5 protein-coding genes (1 of these 5 only partly in view) are annotated in these 26,663 nt (G+C 67.3%); 3 read left to right on the forward strand and 2 right to left on the reverse strand.

The genetic code is table 11. The features are described 5' to 3' along the window. The 3 genes from C8258_RS13420 to C8258_RS13430 all read left to right on the forward strand — a co-directional run. On the forward strand, window positions 1-22,804 hold the 3' portion of the coding sequence (locus C8258_RS13420; protein WP_146161226.1) for an MFS transporter. It extends 19,784 nt beyond the left edge of the window; only the last 22,804 of its 42,588 coding nucleotides appear in the window; its start codon lies beyond the left edge, outside the window; it ends in the stop codon at window positions 22,802-22,804. An 89-nt stretch (window positions 22,805-22,893) separates the two neighbouring features. Further along, the gene (locus tag C8258_RS13425; protein ID WP_036505506.1) at window positions 22,894-23,139 is read left to right on the forward strand and encodes a DUF2630 family protein; all 246 of its coding nucleotides are present in this window, start codon (window positions 22,894-22,896) and stop codon (window positions 23,137-23,139) included. A 16-nt stretch (window positions 23,140-23,155) separates the two neighbouring features. Next, window positions 23,156-24,676 (forward strand): carboxylesterase/lipase family protein, encoded by a 1,521-nt coding sequence (locus C8258_RS13430; protein WP_106955473.1) that lies wholly within the window; start codon window positions 23,156-23,158, stop codon window positions 24,674-24,676. 1 nt (window position 24,677) lies between these two features. On the opposite strand, the gene C8258_RS13435 is transcribed toward C8258_RS13430, so the two are convergent. Both C8258_RS13435 and C8258_RS32605 read right to left on the reverse strand, forming a co-directional pair. Beyond that, window positions 24,678-25,544, reverse strand: coding sequence for an Fpg/Nei family DNA glycosylase (locus C8258_RS13435; RefSeq protein WP_036505509.1), 867 nt, complete (start codon window positions 25,542-25,544; stop codon window positions 24,678-24,680). A gap of 147 nt (window positions 25,545-25,691) precedes the next feature. Next, a complete protein-coding gene (locus tag C8258_RS32605) occupies window positions 25,692-26,639 on the reverse strand; it encodes a hypothetical protein (protein WP_158271256.1) in 948 nt (315 codons plus the stop codon). Window positions 26,640-26,663: the final 24 nt, after the last annotated feature.

The following is a 26,663-nucleotide window of genomic DNA, read 5'->3' on the forward strand; positions in this document are numbered from 1 at the left end:
CCGAAGCGAATGGCCACCCCTCACCGCCGATACGATCCGGGAACACTTCGGCGACAACATCTTCGAGTCGGCTGCCGCCGAACTGGGCGCCGCATCGGCGCCACAGATCGTGGTCGACGTGTGTGCACGCGTGACCCGCGGCGCGGAGACCGGAAACCGGACCGTGGCCGAGCAGGTCGAGCTCGTCACCCGCAACGTAATCGCCGAACACCGCCCGGCCGCCGAATTTCTGCGTCGTCTCAGAGATTTCGTGCTGCGCGGCGCCGGCTTGTCCGGTGACGACACGCTCGCGCTGGCACTGGCGAATGTCTCCACCGACGAAGTGCGCCACCTACGCGCCGAACTCCCCCTCAATCGACAATTGCGGCTCAACAGGTTCTGGCCGGCGCGGCGCGACTCGGCTGCGCCACGCGAGATTCCCACGGATCCGATGACCGAACCGATCGAACTATGGTCTACCGCAAGGGCTTTCGCCATTTTGCTGGCCGAACGCCATGGCGCCACCACTTCTCTGCCGATGGAGCCCACCGGCCACTGGCCCTGGCAGATCCTCAACACCCGGGCGGGAAAACCGTCCACCCGGCCGACCGTGGATCTTCGCCTGACGCCGGACCAACGAAGACTCGTCCATTTGCTCGCACAGGACCTGACGTACCGGGAGATCGCTGCCGAGCTGGGTATTTCGGTGGACTCACTGAAGTCTCGCGTGGCTGATGTGGCCCGCGAACTTCACGGCGAAGGTCGTGCCGAGCTCGTCGAGATCGCCCGTCGCTCGGGACTGCTCGACGACACGTCCTCGGCTTCCCGCGCCGCGAACATTCCGTCGCGACGGACCGCCTCCCCGGTCGCGGAGCCCTCGGAGGTAGCACGCCGGGCGGGCCTGTCGAATCGCGAAAGCCACGTGCTCGTGTTGTCGGAACAGGGCCTGTCCAAGCGAGAGATCGCCGCTCAGTTGGGTATCGCTCCGCACACCGTGGAGGACCACCTCGGCAGCGCACGGCGCAAGATCCGGAGAATCACCGAACCCACCCTCTCGCCCGGCCGCACCGACCCAACAGCCATGTCGTCAACCGAGGAGGTGCCGGATACCGAGCGACCGGACCCGGGCGCGATCGGCGCAAAGCCGACACTGAACACAACCGGGGATACCTCGGGGACGAACTCCACCGTCACACCGAATCCCCTGCCGGCCGACACCGATCCCACCCCGTCCGAGAAGAGCCTTGCCGCCGCGGCGCTGACCGGACTTCAGGGGTACTTCGGCTCCGACGCGGACGAACGCACACTGCTGCAAGCAGTCGACGCCACCGACGTCGTCGGCGCCTCCCGCGCCCACACCGGCAAGGTCGCCCGGTGGTGGCATGCGATGAGCACCGGCCTCCCCGACCGCCCGGACCTGCCGTCACTCCAGGTCGAACTCGGACTCTCCGATCAGCAGTACGCCCTGCTGCGGGTCCACCCGCACGCGATAGGCAACGCCGACGGTATTCCGTTCACGGTGCGGGACAAGGCGAATCGGCTCTCGATCGCCCGTGATATCCGGCGGTTCCTGCAACGGCGACCCGAGGTCGCGACGCATGCCGTCGTCGAGGACGCCGCGGGGATCGCGCGCGCCCGTGCCTTGTTGCGCCGCGCCGGTACCGATCTGCAGGCGAGAATTCCCAATCCGACACTCACCAGAGCCGAATTCGAGGAACTGCGCAACCTAGTCGCCACCCGGCAGCACCTGCGCGACATCGAGGCCGATACCGTGCGCCTCACCGGACACCCGCCGGTACGACTGCTCGCTTACGACGCCACGGCGCACGACGGCAACGGCCGCGTGATCCTGTCCATCGGCGACGCCGACCGCGCCGAGATCGTGAACCGGATGACCAACGGTCTGGGTTCGACGATGCGGAAACTGCACCACCGCTCGCAGTATGCGCAGAGCCTCTACGAGATCGCCACGCGGCGCGCGGACGGCGCCTCGGTGGCCGCGATCGTCGATATCGGCTACCGCTGCCCCGTCGATCTGTCCGTCGCCTCACCGCAGCTGGCCGAAGTCGGCGGCGACATCGTGGCCCGTGACATCACCGCCTTCAACGCCACCCGCGAGTTCTACGCGGAGCAACCCGGCGGGAAATCCGTGCCGCGACTGCGCAACGTCATCGGCCACAGTTACGGCTCGACCACACTGTGCTACGCGGCGCAGGATATGCGGCTGGCCCGCGAGGTCGACCGAGTGATTCTCACCGGTTCCCCCGGCGCGGGCCGTCGGATGCGGCATGCCGACGAGTTCGGTGTACCCGTGTTCGTCTTGAGCGAAAAGGCCGACCCGGTAGCCAATCTGGGTGCCCACAAACAGGGCCGGAAGGGTCGCTACGCGAATGCGGGCCTGGGCATCAGCCCGGCGGCGGCCATCTTCGGCGCCACCGTGCTCGCCACCGAAGTACCCGTCCGTGGCAGGTACTTCGCGCAGCGCCCGGGGCTGGGCCACCGCCTGTTGGTGAAGCCGCATGCCTCCTACTATCTCTGGGCCGATGAGACCGAACAGGTGCCGGGCCGCGGACTCGACAATCTGGGGTGGGTGCTCGTCGGCCACCCCGAACACGCCGAACGGGCCGAACACCCCTCCGCACAACGGCCGCACGGTAAGCGATGGCGGCGGAAGCGACAAGGGTTCGGTCCGACCAGCCCCATCGGCCGCGCGCCCGCAAACGACCTTCCGCAAGCCAGCCAGGTCTACCACCGCCTGCTGGCCCAACTCGGCGACCCGCGCCTAGCCCGCGACCTCGCCGCCAGAGCCCACGCCCGCGCCGAGCGGGAACAACCACCCACCGACCCCGGCGCCGCCGCAGAACACCTGCTCCACATCGCCGACACCATCCTCGCCGAACACCGCGCCGCCATGGCACAACTCGACGACGTTGTCGGCGACCAGCCCGTACTCCGGCAACAACGCCTCGCCCCCTTCGAACACGGGGGCGTCTTCTTCCACAACCAACCCGAGAACCCGAGCGAACCAGCGGTGCCGGATCCCAAGGGCGACGCCACCCCCACGGCGGCCTCGACCGCTGATGAGATTGCTGCTTCGAGGCGACGGGACTTTCTGCGCTGGATTCGCACGCGCCGTCCTCAGTCGACAACCGAGCCGGCACCGCAAGAAGGCCGCACGGACGTGACGGTTTCGAAACGCGAACTGCTCGCCGTCAACAAGCCATTCACGAAATTGTTGTTCGGCGAGAAGTTCTTGCCGGGCGAGTTCGTGAACCAAATCGGCACCGCCGCAGCGTCCTCGGGACTCACATATGTCTTGCTGGGCCACGGGGAATCGACGACGACGACCGCCATGGCGGCTGCCGCGCTATGGGTCCCCGGCGCATTCGAACTGCTGGCCGGCTACGCAGCCGACTTCTGGAAACCGGAAAAGGTGGTGAATTCCGCACTGTGGGTCGGCTCGGCAGCCGCGACCACTGCTGCCGGGCTGGTGCTGGCCGATGCCTCCCATCTCGGAGCCGCTTTGACTGCGGCGACACTGGTCGAAGCCACCGCGGGCACTTTCTATACGAGCACCTTCTTCAACGAAATGCGGAATCTGCTCACCAAATCACAGCTCGATTCCGGAAACCGCCTGATAACCAGCACCGGATCTGCCGCGGGGATCACCGGCTCAGCACTGGGCGCGGGGCTGGCCGGCGTCGCGCCCGCCGCCCCGTTCGGCCTGAACGCTCTCAGCTACTGGGGGAACCTGGCGAACGTTCGGGGCTTCGTCTTCCCCCCTCGGGCCCGAAGGCAGCCACGCAACCTTTTCCGGGAGATCGGCCACGGAGTACGCGCTCTGCGGCGGGAGAAATTCCTCACCCAGCACACCGCTTTCGCCACGATCAACAATGCCGCGTTTGCCATGATGGGGCTCCGCACCGCCACCGTTCTGACCGACGCGGGCCTGCCGGGTTGGGCAAAGAGCGCGGCGGTTACCGCGCCTGCTGTCGGCGGGATACTCAGCGGCTTCCTGCCGAAAGCGCTCGACCGGATCGACGCCACCACCTTCTATCCGGCTGCACTCGCCAGTATGGCCGGGTTCTTCACGCTGATGGCATCGACGACCGATCCCGCTGTGATCGCGTCCGCGTCGCTCGTGGACGCGATGGTGATGGCGGCGGCGGGCAACCGGGTCATGAAATACGCACAAGACGCCTTCCCCGATGACCTTCAAGGCCGAGCGATGTCAGCGCGCCGGCTGTTCCTGAAAAGCGGGCCGGCCCTCGGCTTCTTGGGGGCTGCCGCCGTGGCGAACGCGCACGGAGGCCAGGGCGGCGACGCCATGGCCGGTATCGCCGCGGCCGCTACCGCGCTCACCGCCGCGGGTTACAGCGCTCTTCTTCTCGTCAGGCGGGGCCGCGTTTCCCTCCGTGTCATCACACGAGGTCGCGGGTGGCTCGGACGATTGTCCCGCGCGTCCCGGGCCGAACCTGCCGAGGCGGAGCGCGCTGCAACGAACGCCACCCGCCCCACCCGGACTTCGGACGAACCCGCACACCCGGCCGACGACAGCCGGGTCTACCACCACCTTATGGCCCAACTCGGCGACCCGCGCCTAGCCCGCCACCTCGCCGCCAGAGCCCACGCCCGCGCCGAGCGAGAACAACCACCCACCGACCCAGACGCCGCCGCAGAACACCTGCTCCACATCGCCGACACCATCCTCGCCGAACACCGCACCGCCTTGGCACAACTCGCCGACGCCATGGACCCCCAACCCGCCCCCAAAAGACAACAACGCCTCACCACCCCCCAACACGGCGGCATCTTCTTCCACAACCAACCCGATGAGCCCCAGGACCGTGTGGGCTCGGAAGATGTTCCGGCGGAACCGAATCCACACCGCCCGACCCGCCGCGAGATCGCAACAGAGCACGAACAGAGCGAAACCGACCGTGCGCGTGTGGATCTCGCGAGGGCACTCGGCGTGGACCCGCGCATAGTAGGACTACGAGGGGCGCTGCTGCAGATCCTCGATCAGGTGCAAATGGAGTTGCGCCTCCTCGACGACGAGGACTGGCCCGGGATTCGAGCCGAGGAACTTCCCGGCTGGCTGGGACGAGCTCTCGACCGTGAGTACCGCGCCCAGCGCGCAATGAGCGATGGCGCCACCGCGGAAGAACTCGCCCGGTTGGATGCGGATACCCGCCAACTCGAAGCGGATCTCCCCGCGATTCTCGGGCAAGAGCAATTGGCCCCCGGTTGGCGCGCCGCCGACAGCGACGACAAGCTACACGAACTTCGGCGACTGGCCACGCGCGCAAACGCGCCGCGAGAGATCGCGGATCTCGTCGATGCCGCCGCACGCTTCCTCGGCCTGGCCCGGCCGACACCGCCTGGCACGGATTCGCCGGCCGTGACAGGAGCGCGCCCGAGCATCCGTGAATTGCTCACGGCCGAAGCCGATATCGCCGCGGCCGAGGAAATGCTCGATGCTCTGGTTCGCACGGCGGAAGGGCCGGTCACAGTCCGGGTACGGCCGGAGGGATCCGACAGCGTGCGGGTCGAGGTGCTCGACCACAGCCGGAACTTGCCGGTGCGCGATGAGCCGGATGAGGCGACCGGGGAGGTGATGCCAACCGAGGCGGGTAAGGTCACCGCGTTGTTGGACAAGTCCGGCCGGTGGGGCTTCCGGATACACACCAACGGGTCGCGCACTCGATGGTTCGCTGCCGGGCAGACCCAGTCGGTACCGGTGTCGACCGAACCCGCGGTGCGGATGAGGTTCGAGCGGGGGCAGGTTCGACAGGGCGTGGCGCGGGCTCGCAGGGATGTCGACCGATTCCTGTCGCACAACACCCGGCTGCCCCAGACGACAATCGACGCCGCGGTGCTCGCCCTGTCGGAATTGCTGGGGAACTCCGCACAGTACGCGAAACAAGGTGGAGCGGAAGTCACCGTCGAGGCGGACGACACCCGCGTGCGGATCGGCATCACCGACACCTCACTCGGATTGCCGAAGTGGCGCATCGAGAGCGACGTCGATGCGGCCGACGAGGTCGCTCCCTCACCCACCATCGACCTCGACGACATCGACGCGTTCCTGGCCGATATCGACCTGGCGGCGCTGGAATCCGCCCGGACCGACCCCGACGAACTGGGGACCCGTGCCGATGGCGAGCACGGGCGGGGCGCACGGATCGTGCGAGACAAGGCTTTCGCCGTCGGGACCGATGTGACCCGGCACGGCAAGACCGTCTGGGTCGAATATCGAACTCCCCCCAGGAGCTACCTGGCATCCCCGGACGACGCGCTCGACCTCCCCCGCGGGAGCGCGACCCGCGGCGATGGCGCTGCGATGGCCCCATCACCGTGGACGAAGCGAGGACAGTCCGCAGAAGGGCCTTTCGCTTTCAGCACACCGCCGGGGGACACACCGGGTGTCGGGTCGGTCGGCTCCAGACCGCATGCACTCCGAGACACATTGGCTCGTGTCGATGAGACCGGCGTCGATCCGATCACCGCGGCGCAGGTCAAGCAGGCCATCGTCCGCCGCTACGAGCAGCAGCACCGGAAAAACACCAAAAACGGTCGATCGCAGAATTCGAGAAATAGTGAAGCCGTAGCACAGACCATCCAGTGGCTCGATGGCCTCATGCTTTTTCGGGCGCTCGAAGTTCTCGCATCCTCTGGCCGAGCGATGTCGGCGCCGTCGTATACCGGCCCCACAGCCGAGGACCTCGCTCGTGACCCCAGTCGATTGCCGACCACCTTGGCGACGACACTCTCCGACCTCGCGAACGCCGATTCCGATACCACGGTGGCCGAACAGGCAAATCTCGCCGTTCTCAATATATTCAGCGAATACCTGCAGTCGGCCACTGCGTCCATATACCGCGATCACCAGCTGAACAAGCACAATTCTGCGACAGACCTCGGCTTCCCGGAAAACGTGGCGGGCGTGCTGGCCCAGCTGTCAGCCGATTCTTTTATACGGACACAGAAGGCCCACGCACTGGTTGCGGATATCGCTGCGAGAACTACGATCCAGTGGCTCGACAAGACCCGCAGAAGGGCCGAGCGGAGCGAAAGCGACCTGGCAGAGCTGCTGGCCGATATCTACCGGCGCGATGGTTCCACCACTGAAGTCTCCGCCGGACCGCAGTCCGATTTCGGAGCCACGATCCCGGCGGAGCCGAATGCCGAGCGACCGGACCTGGGCGCGATCGGTGCAAAGCCGGCGCCGACCACAACCGCGGGCCGAAAGAACGACCCGGCAATGGTGGTCACAGCCGACCCGAACCTCGGCGACGAGGCTCGCGCCTTCGGGCGAGCCACACCGGCAGCCGGGCGAGCGGAGCTGCCCGGTGCCGGTCGGCTCGAATCTCGGGCCGGCATCGCACATGTGCCGGTAAGTTCCGATCACCGGAAGGTGCTGCTGTGGATCTCCCAGGGGTGGACCGATCCGGAGATTACTGAAGCGTTGCCGGACACGGACAAGGCGTCGACCTACATCCGGGAGTTGGCGTCGGCGTTCGGAGTTCCCACCAAGCGCTATCTGATCGCCGCCGAAGGCGCACGCCGTGGGCTCGTTTCCGTGCACGCGCCACTGACCGATCTCCGGGAGGTACTGACCCCGCGCCAGATCGTCGTGCTCGCGCACCTGTCTCGGGGACTCAGCAGACGGGCGATCGCGGACAAGCTGTCCATCTCGATTCGTACCGTCGACGAACACGTCGAGCGATCACTGCCCCGCATCGAATCACCCAGTCTGGTCACGGCCATGCCGCGGATCGTCGGCGCGCTCGACGCATTCGACGAGGACGAACTGACCAGACTCGCCGAATCCGCGTCCGGCCCGGCAGCCCTACCGGGCGGTGGCCAGACCGCGGAAACCCGGCTTTCCGCCGAGGAAGCGACAGTGCTGCGACTGGTCGGCCGCGGGTTGACCTATTCCGACATCGCGACCGAGACGGGGATGGTCGTACGCGAGGTACGGCGCGCGTTGGCCCGCGCCCGCAAGAAGGTCGGGGATTCCGCGGGACGCCGGGCCGCGGCCTTGCTGGAAGAGCAGCGGGCCCGGCGCGCCGCCGGCACTGGCGAATTCGGGAGTGGCGAGCTGCGAGCGGCGCGCGACCGCGTAGGTTCACCCGTTCCCACACCCGATTCCGGGACAACTCCCACCGCGGCCGAAGCGGAGATTCCGCGCAGGTCCGCGGCGGGAGCGCCGAATGCCGCCGGGCAGATCCCCGGGCTCGAGGATGCCCTCGACCTGCCCCGCGGTACGACCGCCCGCGCCGACCGCACCGGACTCGTCGCACATCTGAGCAAAGACCCCACCACCGTGTTCGCCGACGATCCGCGGGTCGGCGACGATGGCCACGCCAACCCCGCACGCCGGACGGGCGAGCAGCCGAACTCCGACACCGGCGCCGCCGAGCGAGCGACAGCCGCTGCCGAAGCGAACGGATCACTGCTCCGCCTGGTCCGCAACAGTGCCGAGGCGCGAACCCTCTTCTCCGGCCAACTGGTAGCCGGGATAGGAACCTCGGCGTCCCAGAACGCCCTGACTCTGCTCATGATGGGCATCGATCCGCAAACCGCGGCCATCGTCGCAGGGCTGTCGGATGTGCCGAGGCTCGTTCTGGCCCCTTACATGGGCTACCTCGCCGACACCATAGAACCCACCAGGATGATGAAGAGGGCAAAGTGGGTCATGTTCGGCGCCTCCGCCGTAGCCGCTGCCACATCCGGATTCCAGACGCCGTACCTGGTTCCGACCCTGATCGGCGCGAATCTTGTGAACACCGCCGCCGACACGCTGTACGGACCGGCCGCATCCCGGGTGAACCGCGCAATCATCGGGTCCGACAAACGGTTGCAGCAGGGATTGAGCCAATACAACGCCTTCGTGACCAACCTGTCCCGGACGATCGGCAACAGTCTCGCGGGGGCGTTGGAACCGTGGTTGCTCTTCGGACTCGACTCGGCGGCCTCGGGCGTCAACGTGGCGGGGCTGCGTAGGGTTCGCGAGCTGCCGCCCGCACCGAAACAGACTGAGCCGCAATCGTTTCGAGACCGAATGCGCACGGTGTTCGTACCGGGTTTCGAAGCGTTGCATCAAGACAAGATCCTGCGCAACTACACCTGGAATCTCGTCGTCACCAACGGATATCTGGGCGCACAACACTTCTTCTTCATCCACTCGCTGACCGCGGCCGGACTTTCCGGCGCCCAAACCTCCGCAGCATTCATCCTGCCGTCGATCGGCGGCATCATCGGCAATTCCCTGCCCAAACGATGGTTGAGCAAGGTCGACATCCACAAACTGCTGGCCGCCAGGTACGTCGGTTTGACCGGGATGGCAGCCAGCGCCTTGATCACCGCGTTCACGAACGACCCGTACATCGGCGGCGCCGGTTACGCGGCGGGCTGGGTGGCCCTGGGAGCCACCGGCGTGCACACCAACGCCTACTTCAACCAGAACGTGCCCGAGGACCGGCTCGGGCGCGCGAGTTCCTTCCTCAACGTCAGCCGAATCGCCGCCTACTCCCTGGCCGGTCTCGCGGGCGGCACGCTCATCGCCAACCAAGGAGCGACACCCACCGCGATCGGAATGACGGCGGCCATGGGCACCATCACCGCCGGATCGGTGATACGCCGATTCGATGTACTAGGCAGGGCGAGGTACCTGGCCGCATCGCTGGGGGGCACCTACGAGACACCGGCTCCGCCGATCCACCACCAAGTCCCGACCCGACTCGCCGCCGACCACGGCACACGAGAACAACTCGGCCGAGCGCACGTCCGGGCCGTCGACGGCACATTGGTGGTAAATGCAGCGGGCCGACCCGCCATCCCGGACGGCACCTACACGGTGTCCTTCCCCACCGGTGAGACGGCCAGACGCCAACTGGGGCGACAAGCGCCCTCGACCGTCGAGACGGAGGTCGACGCCGAAGTGCGGACCGCGCTCGAATCCGCGCGGACACCCGGGGAATCCACCACACCAGCGCACTGTGGTCTGGCAGAGCTGACTTTCGCGCGGCAACGCTTCACCGGACGCACCCCGATCGAGCTACCCGACGAAGACACCGTCACCATCCTCGAATACCGGGGATTCCACCCGAAGGAACTCGCCCAGTACGCCCACGGCAAGTGGGAAGAGGTAACTCCGGATAGTGAATTCGCCTCGCGCATAACGAATTCCGGACAGTCGACCGATTTGTCCCTGCTGCTCGTGCAGAATCCGAACGCGGCCGAAGACCGTATAGACGGACACCTCATCAGCCTCACCACCGACGCGAACGGCGAACTTTGGCTACACGAAGTGGTCCCGGGGCCGGACGAGACGACGATCGAACACAACCTGTACGGCGACGCCGCACATCAACGCTTGTCGGACCTGCGAAACCAGAACGGCGCGAGCTTCTTCGCCATCACCTATCGAACCGACGGGCGACCAGAAAACCCGATCGACACCGCATCCTCGACCGGCACCGAATGGGCACAGGGCGCCGCCCCCGCCACACGCATCGGCCGCGCCGACGACGAGCCGCCCGAGGACCATGCGGCATCGACGAGGAAGGCTCCGGTACCGAATCAGAGTGCGTTGACCGATGCAGAAATTGAAGTTCTCGCGTTGCTCCGACGGGGCATGACCGACGACGAGATCGCGATGGTCACCGAGCTCCCTGCGGCGGATGTGCGGGCGCTCCGTGAAAGTGCCGTGCGCAAACTCGAAACCGACCGGCGCCCGACACAGGAGGTGGCATCGGATGATGCGGTCGCCCGCGAGACCCTGCCCTGGTCGGCGGACGACCGGTGGTGGGCCGGTAGCCAGGTCGAGGCGGTGCGGCGGTTCACTGAGACACTCACCCGCGAAGGTCGCCACGGCCGCGGTCGGGTCGAGGGCCGGACAACCGACGACGGACGGCGAATCTTCCATGTGCCGCTCGGCTCCGATCGCCTCGTTCGGGTCGACTTGCAATCCGGCCGCCGGGCGGCGATCTCCCTGGTGCTGCGGGAGAGCGACCGAGGACGAAGCTACGACCACCGCTCCGAATTCCAGGAGCTGCTCCGCAATCTCACCCGCAGTTCCGAGCCGGTACCGGGTGCAGACATTCTCGCCACCTTGATCTTTGATATGGAGTCGACGCAACGGCGCGCCTATCGGGACGGATTGTCCGGCGTTCGATTCGATATACACACCGACATACCCGTCACCCTCGAGGTGGCGCCCGGCCGGTTCGGACCGAACGTGAGGGCGACGGTCGAGGCATCCGGCCTTCGAGCCGGCATCGAGCTGAGTTACGGCGACACCTCACATCCGACGATCCGCGCCGATCTCCCACTTAGAACCGGCACGGATATGTATTGGGTCTCTCACCTCGTGGACCAGGTCGTGCGGGAGGGTACGTTGCGCTGGGAGGGATTGCAGCGCCCCGCCGAAGCGGCGACGGCCTGGCTGCTCGAGGTCGCCGGCACCCACACGACGGCCGTTGCGCGGACCCCCGCCATCTCGCGGTCGATACATCTGTCCGCCACCGTGTCCGGTGCGCCGGGCGCTCGAATCGTGCGTCTGACGGCAACCGATCCCGCGACCGGCCGGACCGAGGAGTTCGAGGTTCGGGAGAAGTTCGCCCTGGCGGAGGCCGTCGTGGCCGAAGCCCCACAGCTCCCGCCGACGGGCCCGATTCGGCCGGGTGATCCCCGTTCGGGTCGGGCGGTCGCGTATCCCGATCGTGCGGCATTGGAAGCCGAGCTGTGGCGGACGCGGGAATCCTGGCTGTGGGTGGTCGAGCATCGCGCCGACGGCCCGGTGGAATACGAGATCCATCGGGCGAACGGCATGCCGGTCCTGGTCGATTCCCGGACCGGTGCCACACAACGATTCACGGATTACACATCCTCGAATTCTGCGCGCTGGCATGCCATCTCGTTCGACAATGCCGGCGAGCCCCTGCATCCGACCGCCGACTACGTCCGCGAGTTGCGGCAGCGACGCACGGCGATATGGGAGCGGCTCAACTTGGAGACTCCGGACGACGGTTCCCGTGCTGCGTGGCGGCGACTCGTCCGGGCGCACCGCGAGATCGCCCGGACCGAAGTTGCCGAGATCGATGCTTCCCTCGCCGGGCTGCATTCCGACGATCCGGCCACTCAGGCCGCACTGGCCGCGCCGCTACTGGTTCGGCGTGGTGCGGCGACTGATCGGCTGAACGATCTGGCGGAACTGGACGCCCTGGTGGTGCGATACGACAGGGCAGCGGCTCGCCTGATCGTTGCGGCATCCGAAGAACTGTTCGCGCGTGAGTTGGAGCGTCGCGCAGGTACGGTTGTCACGCCGCAGGTGGTTCGCTTCGCGCCGAAACCCGGTGAAACGCAGGAAATATGGGTGGTTGCCAACGAGGGCGGGCACATGCGGGCGCTCGAAGCCGCGATCCAGGCCGACCGGAGTCTGGCTCCCGCGCTGTGGCGCGGCTGGCGCATCCGCTACATCGAATTGAATGCCGGGCCGTCGGGACTCGCGGATTCGACACTGGAGCCCGCCGATGTAGAACGCACCTACCGGGCGTCGTTCCGCCGGGAGCTGGAGAAGCATCTGATGGCCGCGTACCTGAAGTATCGGCGCGGGACCGAGGCGCCCGATCCCATCTCGAAGTGGTTGAAGCCGCTGAGTCCGGACCTGTCGACGGTCCCCGACGATGGGAATACGACCCATTCACCGGCACCGATCCGGGTTGCGGTCGACCTGATGCAAGCCGGGATTCCCGGCTGGGAAGACGCGGCACCGGTCTCCGCACCGGCGGCGAACCAGCAGGTGGTTCCGATTCGGGCCGGCTGGTTGGAAACCGTTGTCGTTCCGGTGGAGTTCCGGGAAGGAAACGAGTTCGAACCCAAGGCCGGGTGGCAAGTCGCCCAGCCTGGCGGCAGCGAGATGGCCGATGTGATTGCCCGGGAATTCACCCTGATGCGACCGCCGGAGCGGAAGTTGCGCTCGACCTTCCGGTCCACCGCACAGCTCAAACGTGCGATCGAGAAGACCCTGGCCGGCACCGGCCGCCTGCCCATGGTGATGACGGGTAGCGCCCCCATCGAGCTCACCGCCCCGGACTCGACGTCCGAGTTGCCCACGGCCACAGCGGTCGCGCGAGTCCACGCACTGCCCACCGTCGAGGAATTGGACCACCACGAGGCCGAACGAACCCATACCGCCCTGCGCTCGATGTTCGAACTGTGGCAAGTGCACGCGTTGTGGCAACTGACCACGACGGGGCCGGCGCAGTCCACGCTCCGTGAGCTTCCACTGTCGACACTGCGGCAGTTGCGGGAGCAGCTGACGGATTCGGGCCCGCAGATGCGTGGCGCGGGACTGGGCCATCGGTACGAGCGGATGAGCACGGCGCTCGATCGACTGCTGCGGGAGGTCACGGCGAATTCGTCGTCGACCGCCGGGGATTCGGACGCCGACGCGGCGGTGGATGCCGAGGTGCGGTCGGCACTCGAAACCGCGCCCGTACAAAATACTTTCACGTCAGCGAGCTGCGGAATCGGCGAACTTGCCTTCATCCGTGCGCATTTCGACGCCACCCCCGTCCAACTCCCCGATGCCGACACGCTCGCCATCCTCGAATACACCGGCTTCCATCCCCGTGAACTGGCCCAGTACGCCCACGGCCGGTGGACCGAAACCGACCTCGACGACATCACCGCCCGCATCACCGCCGCCGCGGACCCCGCTCGGCTGGCGCTGGTCAGCATTCAGAAACCCGGCGCTCGCGAGGACCACATCGACGGGCACGTCTTCACGCTCACCACCGATAGCGACGGCGAACTCCGACTGCACGAACTTCGTCCCGGACCGGACGGCGAGATCGTCGAACACGACCTGCGCGGTGACCGAGCACGCGAACGCCTGGCACAACTGGAGCAACAACAATCACAGGGCGCCGGCTTCCACAGCATCACCTACGACGCCGACGGCGCGCCCGAGAACCCACTCGGCCCGCAGGACAGTTGGATCGGCGAAGACTCGGAACGCGCTCCGTCGCCCTCCACCCGGCTGGGCCGGGCCGAGCCCGGCGACTCCGAGGTGAACACCCGCGCCGATTCCGATGTCGGTCAGCGGCAGCAACCTGCCGACTCCCCCTCGCTCGCCCGCATCGTGATCCCTGGACCGCGACACACCACGACGTCCGCCACGGCCGACACGCGCGGGGATATCGAGCTGACGGCCGCGGTGCGCAACGGCGACGTGCACGCCTTCGGCGCACTGTTCGAACGACATATCGACGCCGTTCGGCGATACGCGCGAAGCCGCTTCCGGCATGCGGACGCGGAGGAACTGGTGTCGCACGCCTTCGAGGCAACGCTCGCCGCCCTGGTGAAGGGTTCCGGGCCGGACTTCGCGTTCCGGGCATATGTGCTGACAGCACTGCGTAACCGCGCGGCAGCGATCAATGTCTCGTACACCGAGCGAGTCGCGTTGAGCGACGACATGACTCGTTACGACGGTCCGATCCACTCCGTCGATACGGCGCTCGAAACCCTGGACCGAGACCTCCTCGGACAGGCGCTGGCCACACTGACCGAACGCGCACGGCTGATCCTGCACAACATCGAGTTGCCGGCGACAGAACTGGCGGGGCTCATCGGCGCGCCCTCCGCCAATGCCGCGACTGTGGCCCGACACCGGGCAATGGAGGAACTGCGAGCGGCATATCTGCAGGCGCAGCTTCCACAGGAACCGAACGAAACATGCCGCGGCACTGTCGAGCAGCTCGGAGCGTGGGTACGGGGACCGCTGCGTAGCAAGCGCGCCGAAAACCGGGTGAACACCCATCTGCAGGACTGTGCTTCGTGTCGCGCCACGCTTCGACAATTGATCGACGTGAATGGCGGGCTGGCCGTACGCACCCGACTTCCGGCTCCGCGCGCCGCCGGCCGACCGGCCGACGAGACCACCCCACAGGGCAGAGCCGGGAGTGTTCGCCCGCAGCGACGTGGCTCCGCTGCGCGTGGCGAGGAAAGGTTCTACCGGCTCGGGGACCTGGACCATGATCGGGCTCCCGCCGTGCTCCCCGGACAGCTGGGCAATCCCTGGCTGGTATTCGCCGACGATCCGCGGGGAGGCGAGAATATCAGCGCCGTCCGTCCGCAAATCGGCGGCCGGCCGTCGCCCGACCAGCCCGCCGCGCGGTCCGAGTCGCAGTCCTGGCTGCCGCGGGTCCATGCCGCGATCACCGAAGAAATCCGTGAGGCCGACGGCCCGCTGCGCGCACACCTCGCCGCCATCCTTACCCAGCTGGACAAGCTGATGCCAGGTGCCGCACCGGTCACCCCGGACCAGCGCACCGAGTTGGAGACATTTGCCCGGGCGGTGGACCGCTGGCTGCAGGTCGCGCAGACCGATCTCGGCGACGATTTGACCGCCGGGCAGGTCGCGCACAGTGCCACCGCACGACAACACCACCTCGCCGAAGCGACCGACAGATATCGGGCCGCCACCGAGGCCCTCGCCTTCCGTGCGGCGAAAGTGGATGCCGCACCGGCGAATACGTCACCGTGGGGTCGGGACCCAGCATTGCTCGACGGCGTCGACATCGCCGAGCTCGCACAGACCATCGAGGGCCTCGCAGCGGAATCGGCTCGGCTTGAATCCGATTCGGCGCGGGCCGCCGAGGTCCAGCGGATACGGCACGCCTGGACCGCGGCCTACGAGCTGTGGACTCTCGCGCAGAACCCGCGATCAGTGCCCGCCACCCCCCGCGTCGAAGCACTGATCTCCTATGCCGATGCGGCACGGCACTGGCTGAGCGCCCTGACGGATCGGAACAATTCGGCGAACCTGCTGGCACAAGAACAGCGAATTGCTCAGGCTGTCGACGAGTATCGCCAGGCCGATCGCCAGGTCCGCGAGCTACTGAGGGCCTTGGACGTGCAACCGACCGCGCCCGCCACGCCGGGCACGTCGACGCCCGGATCAGGTGAGCCGGCGCCGGTGACACCGCCCGAAGCGCAGGCACCAGTCGCATCCACATCGGCCGACCGTCGAGAGCCGTGGCTCGACCTGCCGCCTCCCGCGCCGGACAAGGAGGTGGACGTCGGCCACGCGGCCGGTTTCACCGACGTCGGCCGCCGGAAAACCAATCAGGACGACTTCGCCATCACGACCGCAATAATCAATGGTGAACGAGTGACGCTTGCCGCGGTCTGTGACGGCACCTCCGGGGAGGCGATCCGCAGCGACCGTGCTGCTGCCGTCGGCTCGGCCGCGGCATGTGCGTTCCTGGAAAAGGAGGCCGCCGCTGTTACCGCGGGGCAGACCTGGGATCCGGCGACCGTGCTGGCGAAGGCGACCCAGGCGGCCCAGGACGCCGTGCTGGACATGATCGCGCGGGAATTCCCGGGCTGCGATCTGCCGCCGGTGAGCACGATCGTGCTGTCACTGGTCACTCCGACCCAGGTCTTCACCGACGGCGCCGGCGACTCCCGGGCCTACTGGATTCCACTGGACGGCGGGCCCGCGATCCAGCTGACCACCGACGATTCGGCTCTGCAGAGCTACATGGACCTGATGGGCGTGAGTGCGGAAGAGGCCGCACGCATGCCGCACGCGTCGTCGCTCACCCGTGGCCTCGGCATGAAATACGAATGGCGCGAACCGAATCCGACCGCCCACCAGATGACCGGCCGCGGCGTGGTCGCGCTCGTTTCCGACGGTCCGATCAAGAAGATCGGCTCGCCGGATGCGATCGCGGACCAGGTCCGGGCGCAACTCACGCGGAACTCGGGGAATCTCCTCGCCGCCGCAAAAGGATTTGCCACCGCCGCCGTCGAGGCCGGTAGCCGCGACAACGTCACCGTGGTGCTGATCGCCGGACCGGACCGCTCGGGACGAGGCGACACGGCGTCGGGTGCCGTAGGAGCATCACCGTGGAAATCAACAGCTAGCGCGGAAGTACCGACACGCGTGGATCCGCGCACCCTGCCCTGGACCCGACGATCGCCACAGGGTCTCGCTCGCAGGACACCCCCCGCTGAATCGTGGATCGGTAAGGTTTCGGGCCACCGCTTCGCTCCCGAAATCGTCACGGCCGTGAACCCGGACGCGCCCCACGAACCCAACGCGCGCAGAGTCCCCCACCGGAAATCCGACTCACCCCTGCCGTCGGCGGCCGATCTGGGGTCGAGCGCCACCCGGGTCGAAAACCCGATGCCGCGCCGAGCCGGGGAAGCGACGCGCCACGTGGACGAGGACGGCAAAATCGGCTCCGCGCCCCGATCCGAGGAGACGAACAACGACGTTCCCGCACCCTTTCCGCGTTCGCTGGTCGTCGGAGTGGCTGCTCGTCTGTACGCGGGTGCGGCCACCGAACCACCTGAGCCCACTGGCTACGGCGCCACACTCGGTACAACGACCGACCCGGCCTGGATCGACGCGCACAACGGCGGCAACCGAATCTCGTCCGCCACCACGGAATTCCACGACCTTCCGAACGACGTGTTGTCCGAACATCTGCGATTGGCGGAGATTGCGGCGCGATTCGTACACGCCGCGCTGGATTCCGGGACAGATATCTCGACCGGCGACTTCCTCGAGGACCTGGGCAGCCGGATTCACAACGGCCGCCTTCAACGCCATTGGCGCATCGCCACCCCGGAACAGCGATTGCCCTTCGACGATCCGGGTTACCCGGAGGAGTTGCGTGAGCAGCATCGGCGCTTGGCGCGTGCCGCACGCGATTCGGTGGTCGCGGCCGGTGCTGTCGATCGGGCCGTGGCCGACCCGTTCGCATCCTGCACGACGAGCGCCGCGGTCGCCGCCGAGTTGTGGGACAAACACGCCGTCCACATGTTCGGAATCGACTTACCCGGCGTAACAGTGGAACTCGTTCGTGATCTCGCCCGGGCGATACACGGGCTGTTGACGAAATACCCGCACGTCCAACTACTCCGGATCGGGTTCGGTCCCATCCCGGAGACTCGTCCGCTCGCCGTGAGCGACCACGTCGCCGGAAGCGGCGCCGGTTACCCCTACACGCGGTCGATCACGGTGTCCGACAGCGTCGCAGCCGATCGAGCGCACTTCGCTTCGGAATGGGCCGCGATGGTAGCCGGCGGACGAGCTGTGGGGGCCGTCGAGGAGCCGGTGCTCGGGCTGGTCCGACGTGAGTTCGGCTACGCCCTCAATGCGGCGACGCGGCGGACCGCGCAACGAGTTGCCAAGACGACCCTCATCGACCACCACGAGAACAGTCACCAAGGGCCGACGGCGTGGCTTCCGAGTGACGCATACGCCTGGTCGAAAAGACAATTCCGCCAGTACGGACCCGACGCCGACGGAAGGTTGGACGGTGCCGCCGCACTGGCCGGAGCCTTCTCGGCGATGGAGCATGACCCCCGGGACACGTCGGTCGGAGAGCAGGTGCTTCACGACCTGTTGACCACGCTCGCGCCGCAGCGCCAGGTCGGGAGAGACCAGCTCCGACAGCAACTGGCGGCCGAGTACCGCCCTGTGACGCCAGCGGAACAACAGGCCAAATCTGCCATGGTCGCGGCGCTACGGGCCGACCACGAAATCGAAATCATCGGTCTCGACAACCCCGGCATCACTGCGGCCACCGCCGGTGATCTCATCGCGGGCATACGGCACATGGTCGGCCGATTCCCGATCCTCGGCAAGGTGTCGAAGATCAGGATCGCTCCCGGCGACATCGGCGAATTCGGGCACGCTTCCGTCGACGCCGTCGAATTCAACGAATGGTGGATGACCGCACCGGCGCGAATGCACGCCGACTCTATAGCGCAGTTGGCTGCCGGGCGGCTGCGCGTCGATCTCGATCGGGTGTACTTCTGCCTGGCCGTTCACGAATTGGCGCATCTGCTGCGCAGGCGCCTGCCTCACGACGCGCCGAGTCCATACGAGGTGATCAAGCAGTACTTCGAGGAGAGCTACGGTTCCGGCGACCTCCGAGCTTTGCGGGCATGGATGGCAGAGCAATTCAGCTCGTACGGCATCCGCCGGGAGGACGGCGCTCTCGATCCGCAGGAGGCCGAGGCGGAATCGGTTGTGGCTGCCGAGGTGGACACCCTGACACCGACCGAGGGCGAAGCGATACTCCACGGCAAGTTCAGAGAACTGGCCGCGGCCGAGGCCGAACGACGCGACCGCACACCGACCGAACCCCTCATCGGAAGCCGGCCGTCGTCCGCGACCGCATACGCGCCCCAACCCGACCGGCTCGCCGTGGAACTTCTCAATCTCGGCCCGAGCTTCGGCTATGTCAAGGATCTGATGCGAATCGCGGCGGGCGAACAGCGTGGGCCGGCCTGGATCGACAGTCCGGACTACTGGGATTGGCAGCTGCACTGGCTGGCCGAACGCGGGCCCCGCCTGAGTATGCTCGCGGCATTCTCCGCCGCCGCACTGGAGGCGGAAGCTGCCCTCGGCCTTCCCAATACGAGCGGTCGCGGGTTGCTCCTCGCGCAACCACGGCCCCGGACTCCCGGCGAGATAATCGTCATCTACAAGTTGGAGACGATGCGGGCAAGTGAGCCGGAGCGACCCAGCGGACCCCACACCGCGGCACATGCCAGCGCCATCGGCCGCGTGGAACGCGAACTATCGTTCGACGAGCTTCCGCAGTGCGGATACCTTCCGCTGGTCGCGCCGCGACCGATTCTCCAGCTCGATCGTGACCTGACGCGGAAAGTTCTGACACTGAACGAGTTTCGGCGTTTCGATTGGATTCCCCGGGATGGGGTCTACGGGATGAACTACCCGGGCTGCCGAGACCTGGAGCGCCAGACGTTTCCCTATTTCCGGGCGCGCTACGCGGGCGACCTCCTGCTTCCTCACATCGCGTGCCGGGCCGTGTACGACCGCTTCTTGAACCACTGGATAGAGCCGTTTCAGCTGCGTCAAGCTACGGAATTGCGCGACCGATTCCAGGGCACGACATCGCCGGAGGATCGAATCGCCCACTGGTTCACATCGGTCGCCGTGGAAGCGCTGGCCGCGCCACCCAGCGCGGCCCCCGAGATACTCGACCGTGCCCTCCGCACGCACCTGCGCCGCCGAACCGGTACGTCCGAACTCGCGGACCGGACGCTCCGGGACTTCGTGTCGGAGGTGCACGAGTTGCTGGCGGGAGATTACGACTTCGGCAACTACCTGCGGCGTCGCAATCACCCGGAAACCGAGGGGTATTTCCGGACTGTGCGCGGGAAGGTGCTGAAACGCCACACAGCCGAGGCCGTCGCCGGAGTCCCCCTCCTCGCCAACATCATCGGTGCGTCCCCCACCGGCACCGAAGGTCACCCCCGGTCTACCGGGCCCGCAGAGGCGCCACCCGGTCCCGTTGCGAATTTCGCCCCCGAATTCGATCCGGCGATCCTCGACCTGCCTGTCCGCGGCGGCCGACGAGTGACCGAACATGTTCCGGCGGAACCGAGATGGGCGATGGGCTTCCATCATCGTCCGCACGGGCAATCGTGGCAGGTATCGGAGAACCCGCACGAGCAGCCGGCGACCGTACCGGCGAACATCCCGTCCACCGCACAGCCCGAGGACGGACCCACGAGTGCCGCGCAGGACCAGGAGCGAGCGGAGGCCACCGCGGGATCGAGCACGAACCCCCTGCTCACCGCGGCAGACCAGCCGTTCGGGCTGCCGCCGCTCGATCGGATCACCGTCGCGCACATCTGGGAGGCAGCCGAACGAGCGAAGAGGGACGATCAGCGGGCGATGGCGGCAATCATCGAGAATCCGGAGGCGGCGACATTCGCGAACACCGTGCGACCCTACGCCGAGTTGGGTCACACCTATGCCCTGGTCAATACGATCTCGAAAGTTGTCGCCACCGCCGATCCCGAGATAGACGCGATTTTGCCGGAACTGGCGAAATGGGCGAACCGGCACCTGCGCGAGCTCCGGTCGAACGAGAAATTCCGTGACAGAATTCAAGATCTGCACGACCGTCTCCACCGCAACGAACTCGAGTTGACGCCTGGGCAGGCGGAGCATGTGGAACGGATCCATCGTGATTCGACCCCGGAGCGGCGAGTTCTGTCCGACGCGGACCGGGACCGGCTGCTCGCGATCGAGGACGAGTTGATCGAGTTGTACGACACCTATGTCCGCAACCAGCGCGAGGCAACCGAACAGGCCGCGCTGCACTTCGACGATGTGGCGGCACTCGACGGATTGTCGGAAAGTGAAATTGCCAGAGCTCGAGCCGCTGCCGAGGCACAGGGACGGTCCGGCTACATGTTGAAGCTCGCCGGCAACCGGAGCGGCAGCCGGCAACTCGTCATCGACAGGCTGACCGACCCCGATACCCGTCGTCGCCTACACCAGGCGACGACGACGCTGTGCGTCGGCGGCGAATTCGACAACACCAGGATCGCCGACCGGATCTTCGCCCTGCGGGCCGAAAAGGCCCACCTGCTGGGTTATCCCAACTTCGCCGAATACGCGAGTGTCAACGAGCCCATCAGCCCGGCACGATCACTGGAATTGATATTGAATGTCGCGCCCCTGGCCGCTGCGACGGCCGCACAGGAGTACCGCGACGCGGCAGCGAAGACGGGCCGAAAACAACTCGAACCGTCCGACTACTACAACGCGCGATCGCGATCCGCGGCGGCGTCGGTCCCGTCGGCCGCCACGGCCGCCGGCGACGTGCGCGATCACTTGTATTTGGGCATGACTTCCGAAGACAACCACGGGATCGTTCACGATGGCTTGTTCTTCACTGCGAAGAAACTGTTCGACCTCGATTTTCGTCCTCGTCCGGACATCCGCACCCACCATCCCGACATCCAGGCATTCGAGGCGGTCGACGCCCAGGGCAGAACACTCGGCCTGCTCATGCTGGATCTTTTCGCCCGGCCCGGAAAACGCGGCGGCGCCTGGACCGACCAACTGATCGCGAAATTCGAACCCGCCGGACAGGTCCCGGTGATAGTTCTTTCGATGAACCACGCCAAACCAGCCGCGGGTAAGCCCGATTCTATCGAGTGGGATCAGGTCCGCCTCTTGTTCCACGAGTTCGGACATGCGATCAACATCATATTCGGTGACAGCGTGCTCGAGCGCACCGGTACCCGCATTCCACGCCACTTCGGCGAGGGGCCCGGAAAAGTCATGGAAATGTTCCGCGACCACCCACTCGTGTTCGCCAACTACGCCAAACACCACCGAACGCGCCGGCCCATGCCGGCACATCTGGTCGAAACGCTGCGCGTCGCAACCACATCCCGAGGCGACAAGACCGTTGCGGACCTGACGCTGTCCCTGCTGGATCTGGCGGTGCACATGCAGCCGGCCGGAGCCCCGATCGCCGGCACGACCGGAGCAGCCCTCGAACAGGTGGGGGCATCGGAACTCGACCTGCCATGGTTCGAGAACATCTGGCGCAAACAATTTTTCGGCCATATTTGTGCGCCACCGACCAAGGAATACAACTACGAAGGAACCTACGGCTCCTACGTGACCACCGAAATGTTCGCCGCCGCCGCGCGTGAGGCGTACAAGCGTGAGTTCGGAGACGGCACGGAGGCACTGGGTCCCAAGGGAGGGCGCTGGCTGATCGACAACATCTACCGGCACCACGAATCCAATCTCCGTCCCGTCGTCGAGGCTTGGCTCGCCTCCGACCCCCACGGCCTTGCCTTCGCCAGAAGCCGAGGCCTGCACGAACCGAGTGCCCCCGCGCCAGGACACACCCCAGCCATTTCCGCCTCGGGAGCGACGCCGTGGAGTTCCGGCAAGGCGGCCCCACAGAATCACAGGAACCGCGCCGACCTCACCGACCCGGACCTCCACGCATAGATACCCTCGCCGATTCGCTCTCCTTAAAACCGGCCACCGCAGACTGCCGTGCCCGGGCCGGTACCGCCCCCGCGCCGTACCATGGCCTCATGACCGAACAGGACATCCTTGCCCATATCCAGGACCTGGTGAAGCAGGAGCATCAACTGCGGTCCAAGGCCACCAGCGGGGAACTCGATCCCGAGACCGAGCGGGCCAAGCTGGCCGATCTCGAGGTGATGCTCGATCAGTGCTGGGATCTGCTGCGGCAGCGGCGGGCCCGCATCGAGCAGGGCGGCAACCCCGACGAAGCCCAGGCCAACCCCGTGAAGCAGGTCGAAGGGTACCTGCAGTAACGGTTACCATCGGGTAATGGTTGACATCACGACCGCCGACGGCGTTGTCCGCGGTCTCCGGCGGCGCCGCATCGCGCAGTGGCGCTCGATTCCCTTCGCCGCACCGCCCGTCGGCGATCTTCGTTTCCGCGCGCCGCAGCCCGTCGAGAGCTGGTCCGGGGTGCGCATGGCCACCGAATACGGATTCGCCGCGATGCAGCAGCGCGACGGCGCCCGCATCGGCCCGCGCGGCCCGCAGCCGACGAGCGAGGACTGCCTGACCCTGAACGTCACCGCGCCTCTGGAACCGGCCACCGCGCCCCGGCCGGTCATGGTGTTCATCCACGGTGGCGGTTATGTGCTGGGCACCTCGGCGCTGCGGCTGTACTCCGGCGCCCGCCTGGCATTGCGCGGCGATGTGATCGTCGTGTCGTTCAACTATCGGCTGGGCGCCTTCGGCTACGTCGACTTCAGTGAATTCTCCACGGCGACACGGCCGTTCGAATCCAATCTGGGTCTGCGCGACCAGGTGGCGGCCCTGCGGTGGGTGCAGCGCAATATCGCGGCCTTCGGCGGTGATCCGAACAATGTGACCATCTTCGGCGAATCAGCCGGCGCGCACGCGGTGGTCAGCCTCCTCGCCACCCCGGCCGCGGCCGGGCTGTTCCATCGGGGCATCGCGCAGAGCGCGCCGGCGGACTGGTCGCTGACCGCCGAGGAGGCGCGGATCTTCGCCCGGCGCTGCGTCGAAAATCTGGGCGTCGACAATCTGGGCGCCACGTCGCAAGAGGCGGCCGAGGCGCTGAGCAGCGCCGGTGCGAACGACATCCGCAAGGCCGCCGACCGCGCGATCGGTGATGTGCTGTGGCGGCAGCCGGGCAGCTTCCCCGCCGCCCCGGTCGTCGACGGCGAGTTCCTGCCGATGGATCCGATCGATGCCATCGCCGCCGGGCGCGCCCACGCCGTTCCGCTGATCATCGGCACCAACCGCGACGAAGCGACCCTGTTCAAACGCTGGGACCGCAGCCTGCCCACCACCCCCGGACAACTGCACGTGGCGCTGTCGCGATGCGGCGACGCCGACCTCGAAAAGCGGGTCGTGGCAGCCTATCCCGGCTATCCGTCACGGCGGGCCGCCGTGCGCATGGGCGGTGACTTCGTCTTCTGGCGTCCCACTGTGGAGGTGCTCGAGGGCCACAGCCGCCACGCCCCGACCTACGCCTATCGGCTCGACTACGCTCCGCGCGCGGTCCAGTTGGCCGGCTTCGGCGCCACCCACGCCCTCGATCTGATTCCGGTGTTCGGCGGGGTGGACAGCCCCATCGGACGTGGCCTCACCGCGGCGGGCGGATATCGGGACTTCCTCGCGGTGCAGCGCGAATTCCAGGACAACTGGCTGTCGTTCGCCCGCAAGGGCGAGCCGCTGCCGTCCTGGCCGCAGTACACCGAGCAGCGCCGCAGCACCCGCATCATCGACAGCCCGGCGCGGGTGGAGGTCGATCCGGATCGCGCGAAACGGCTCGCGTGGCACGGAGTCCGGGTTCCGGCCCTGGTCTGAACTACTTGAGCAGCCGGGACATACGCCGATCGGCGAGGATCTTGCCGCCGGTCTGGCAGGTCGGGCAGTACTGGAACGATTTATCGGCGTAGGCGACCTCGCGCACGGTGTCACCGCAGACCGGGCACGGCAGTCCGGTCCGCGCGTGCACCTGCATGCCCGACCGCTTCTCCCCCTTGAGCCGCGCCGCGTCCTGACCGACGGAGCGGGTGATCGCGTCGGTGAGGATGCCGCGCATCGCCCGGTACAGCTCGGCGACCTTGTCCGCGCCGAGTGTGGACGCGGTGGCGAAGGGCGAGAGCCGGGCGGCGTGCAGGATCTCGTCGGAGTAGGCGTTGCCGATGCCGGCCAGCACGGTCTGATCGGCCAATACGGTCTTCAATCGCTGCGAGGTGCCGGCGAGGAGTTCGGCGAAGTGGTCCTCGGAGATCTCGAGCGCGTCGGGGCCGAGACGGGCGATCCCGGGCACCGACTGTGGGTCCTCGGTGATCCAGACCGCGAGCCGCTTCTTCGTTCCGGCCTCGGTGAGATCGAAGGCGGGCGTCGCGCCCTCGGGGGTGAAGAAGTGGACCCGCAGCGCCAGTGGGCCTTTCCCCGGTTTCGGCGGCGCGGCACCGGGTTCGTCGATCCAGCGCAGCCAGCCGCCGCGGGACAGATGCGTGATCAGCCACAGCCCGTCGCAGTCGAGACCCAGATGCTTACCCCAATGCCCGGCGCCCGTGACGTCACGCCCGGACAGCGCGGTCACCGGCGGATCGAATGTCTTGAGCACACTCAGCGCCGCGACGTCGACCCGCCCGACAACCGCGCCGACGGCATGCTCGACCAGAAACTGTTCGAGCGCCATGATCTCCGGCAACTCGGGCATTCCCGCAGCCTACCGGCGCCCACCGACAACCGGCCGCATTCGCGCGACGGCCGCCGGCCTGGCCGACGCGAACGGCCGCGTTCCCACCGGGAGAACACGGCCGTCGGCATCACGGAACGCGCGAATCACAGCGGAACGCGATTCGGATCACATCTGAGCGGGAGCGGCCTGCGGCGGTGTGGCCACACCGGGGGCGACCGCACCCTCGATCGCGCCCACTCCGGCCCCGATCGCGGCACCCGCGGCAGCGGCCGGCGCCGCGATCACCGCGTAACCGATGGCAGCGCCGACGACCGGCATGACCACCAGGCCTGCGGGCAGGAACGGGATCCCGGCGATGAAACCGGCGACCGCGCCGACGACCGCGCTGGTGCTCGCGATCGGGCTGCTGACGATATTGCCCACGCTGGACCCGATCACCGCGCCGCCGAGGGTGTCCGCGGCGATGCGGTCGGAGCGCGACGGCTCGAATCCGGCCGAGTCCAGCGTCTGCGCCAGCCCCGCCTCGGTCTGCGCGGCCGAGTCGTTGATCTGCGCGGTGAGCTGCGGATCGATGAAATCGGGCCGGGGCGTGACGACCGAACCGATCCGGATGGTGCCGTCGGGGGCCTTGATCGGCGCCACCGGCGGGGCCGGATGGGCGAGGTCGGGCAGATGCAGTGCGCCCGGATTCACCATGGCCGGCGCGGTGAGATCGGGGACCGCCCGAGTGCTGTTGGCGGCGTTGCGGTTCGCCGACACGGCGCCCGGGGCGGGCGCGGCGGCCGGCGCTTCGGCGGAGGTATTCGGTTCGGCATCGGCGACCGGCGCGGCGAAGGGCGGTACGGCCGGATCGGTCGCGGCACTCGGCTGGAACTGCCACGGGTTGGCCTGCGCGACCACGCGTGCCACGGCATCCGCCGCGCCGGCGGCGACGGTCCCGGCGTCCGGCAGCATCCCGGCGGCCGGCGCCACACCCGAATCGGCGGTCGGCGCGGCCGCCCCCGCGACACCCGTCTGCCACAGCGCCACGGTCAGTGGCAACGCGCCGATGACGAGTGAGGAACCAACGCGCCGGCACCACTGCCCCGATGCCGCCGAATGCTGCCCTGCCATGAAAACCTCCAGTCGGATTCCGAT

Source organism: Nocardia sp. MDA0666 (assembly GCF_003023875.1).
Taxonomy (GTDB): Bacteria; Actinomycetota; Actinomycetes; order Mycobacteriales; family Mycobacteriaceae; genus Nocardia; species Nocardia aobensis.

Bases quoted from the DNA above. Each gene is read 5' to 3' on its own strand.
- C8258_RS13430 (WP_106955473.1), top strand. From the start codon at position 23,156: ATGGTTGACATCACGACCGCCGACGGCGTTGTCCGCGGTCTCCGGCGG.
- C8258_RS13425 (WP_036505506.1), top strand. From the start codon at position 22,894: ATGACCGAACAGGACATCCTTGCCCATATCCAGGACCTGGTGAAGCAG.
- C8258_RS32605 (WP_158271256.1), bottom strand. From the start codon at position 26,639: ATGGCAGGGCAGCATTCGGCGGCATCGGGGCAGTGGTGCCGGCGCGTT.
- C8258_RS13435 (WP_036505509.1), bottom strand. From the start codon at position 25,544: ATGCCCGAGTTGCCGGAGATCATGGCGCTCGAACAGTTTCTGGTCGAG.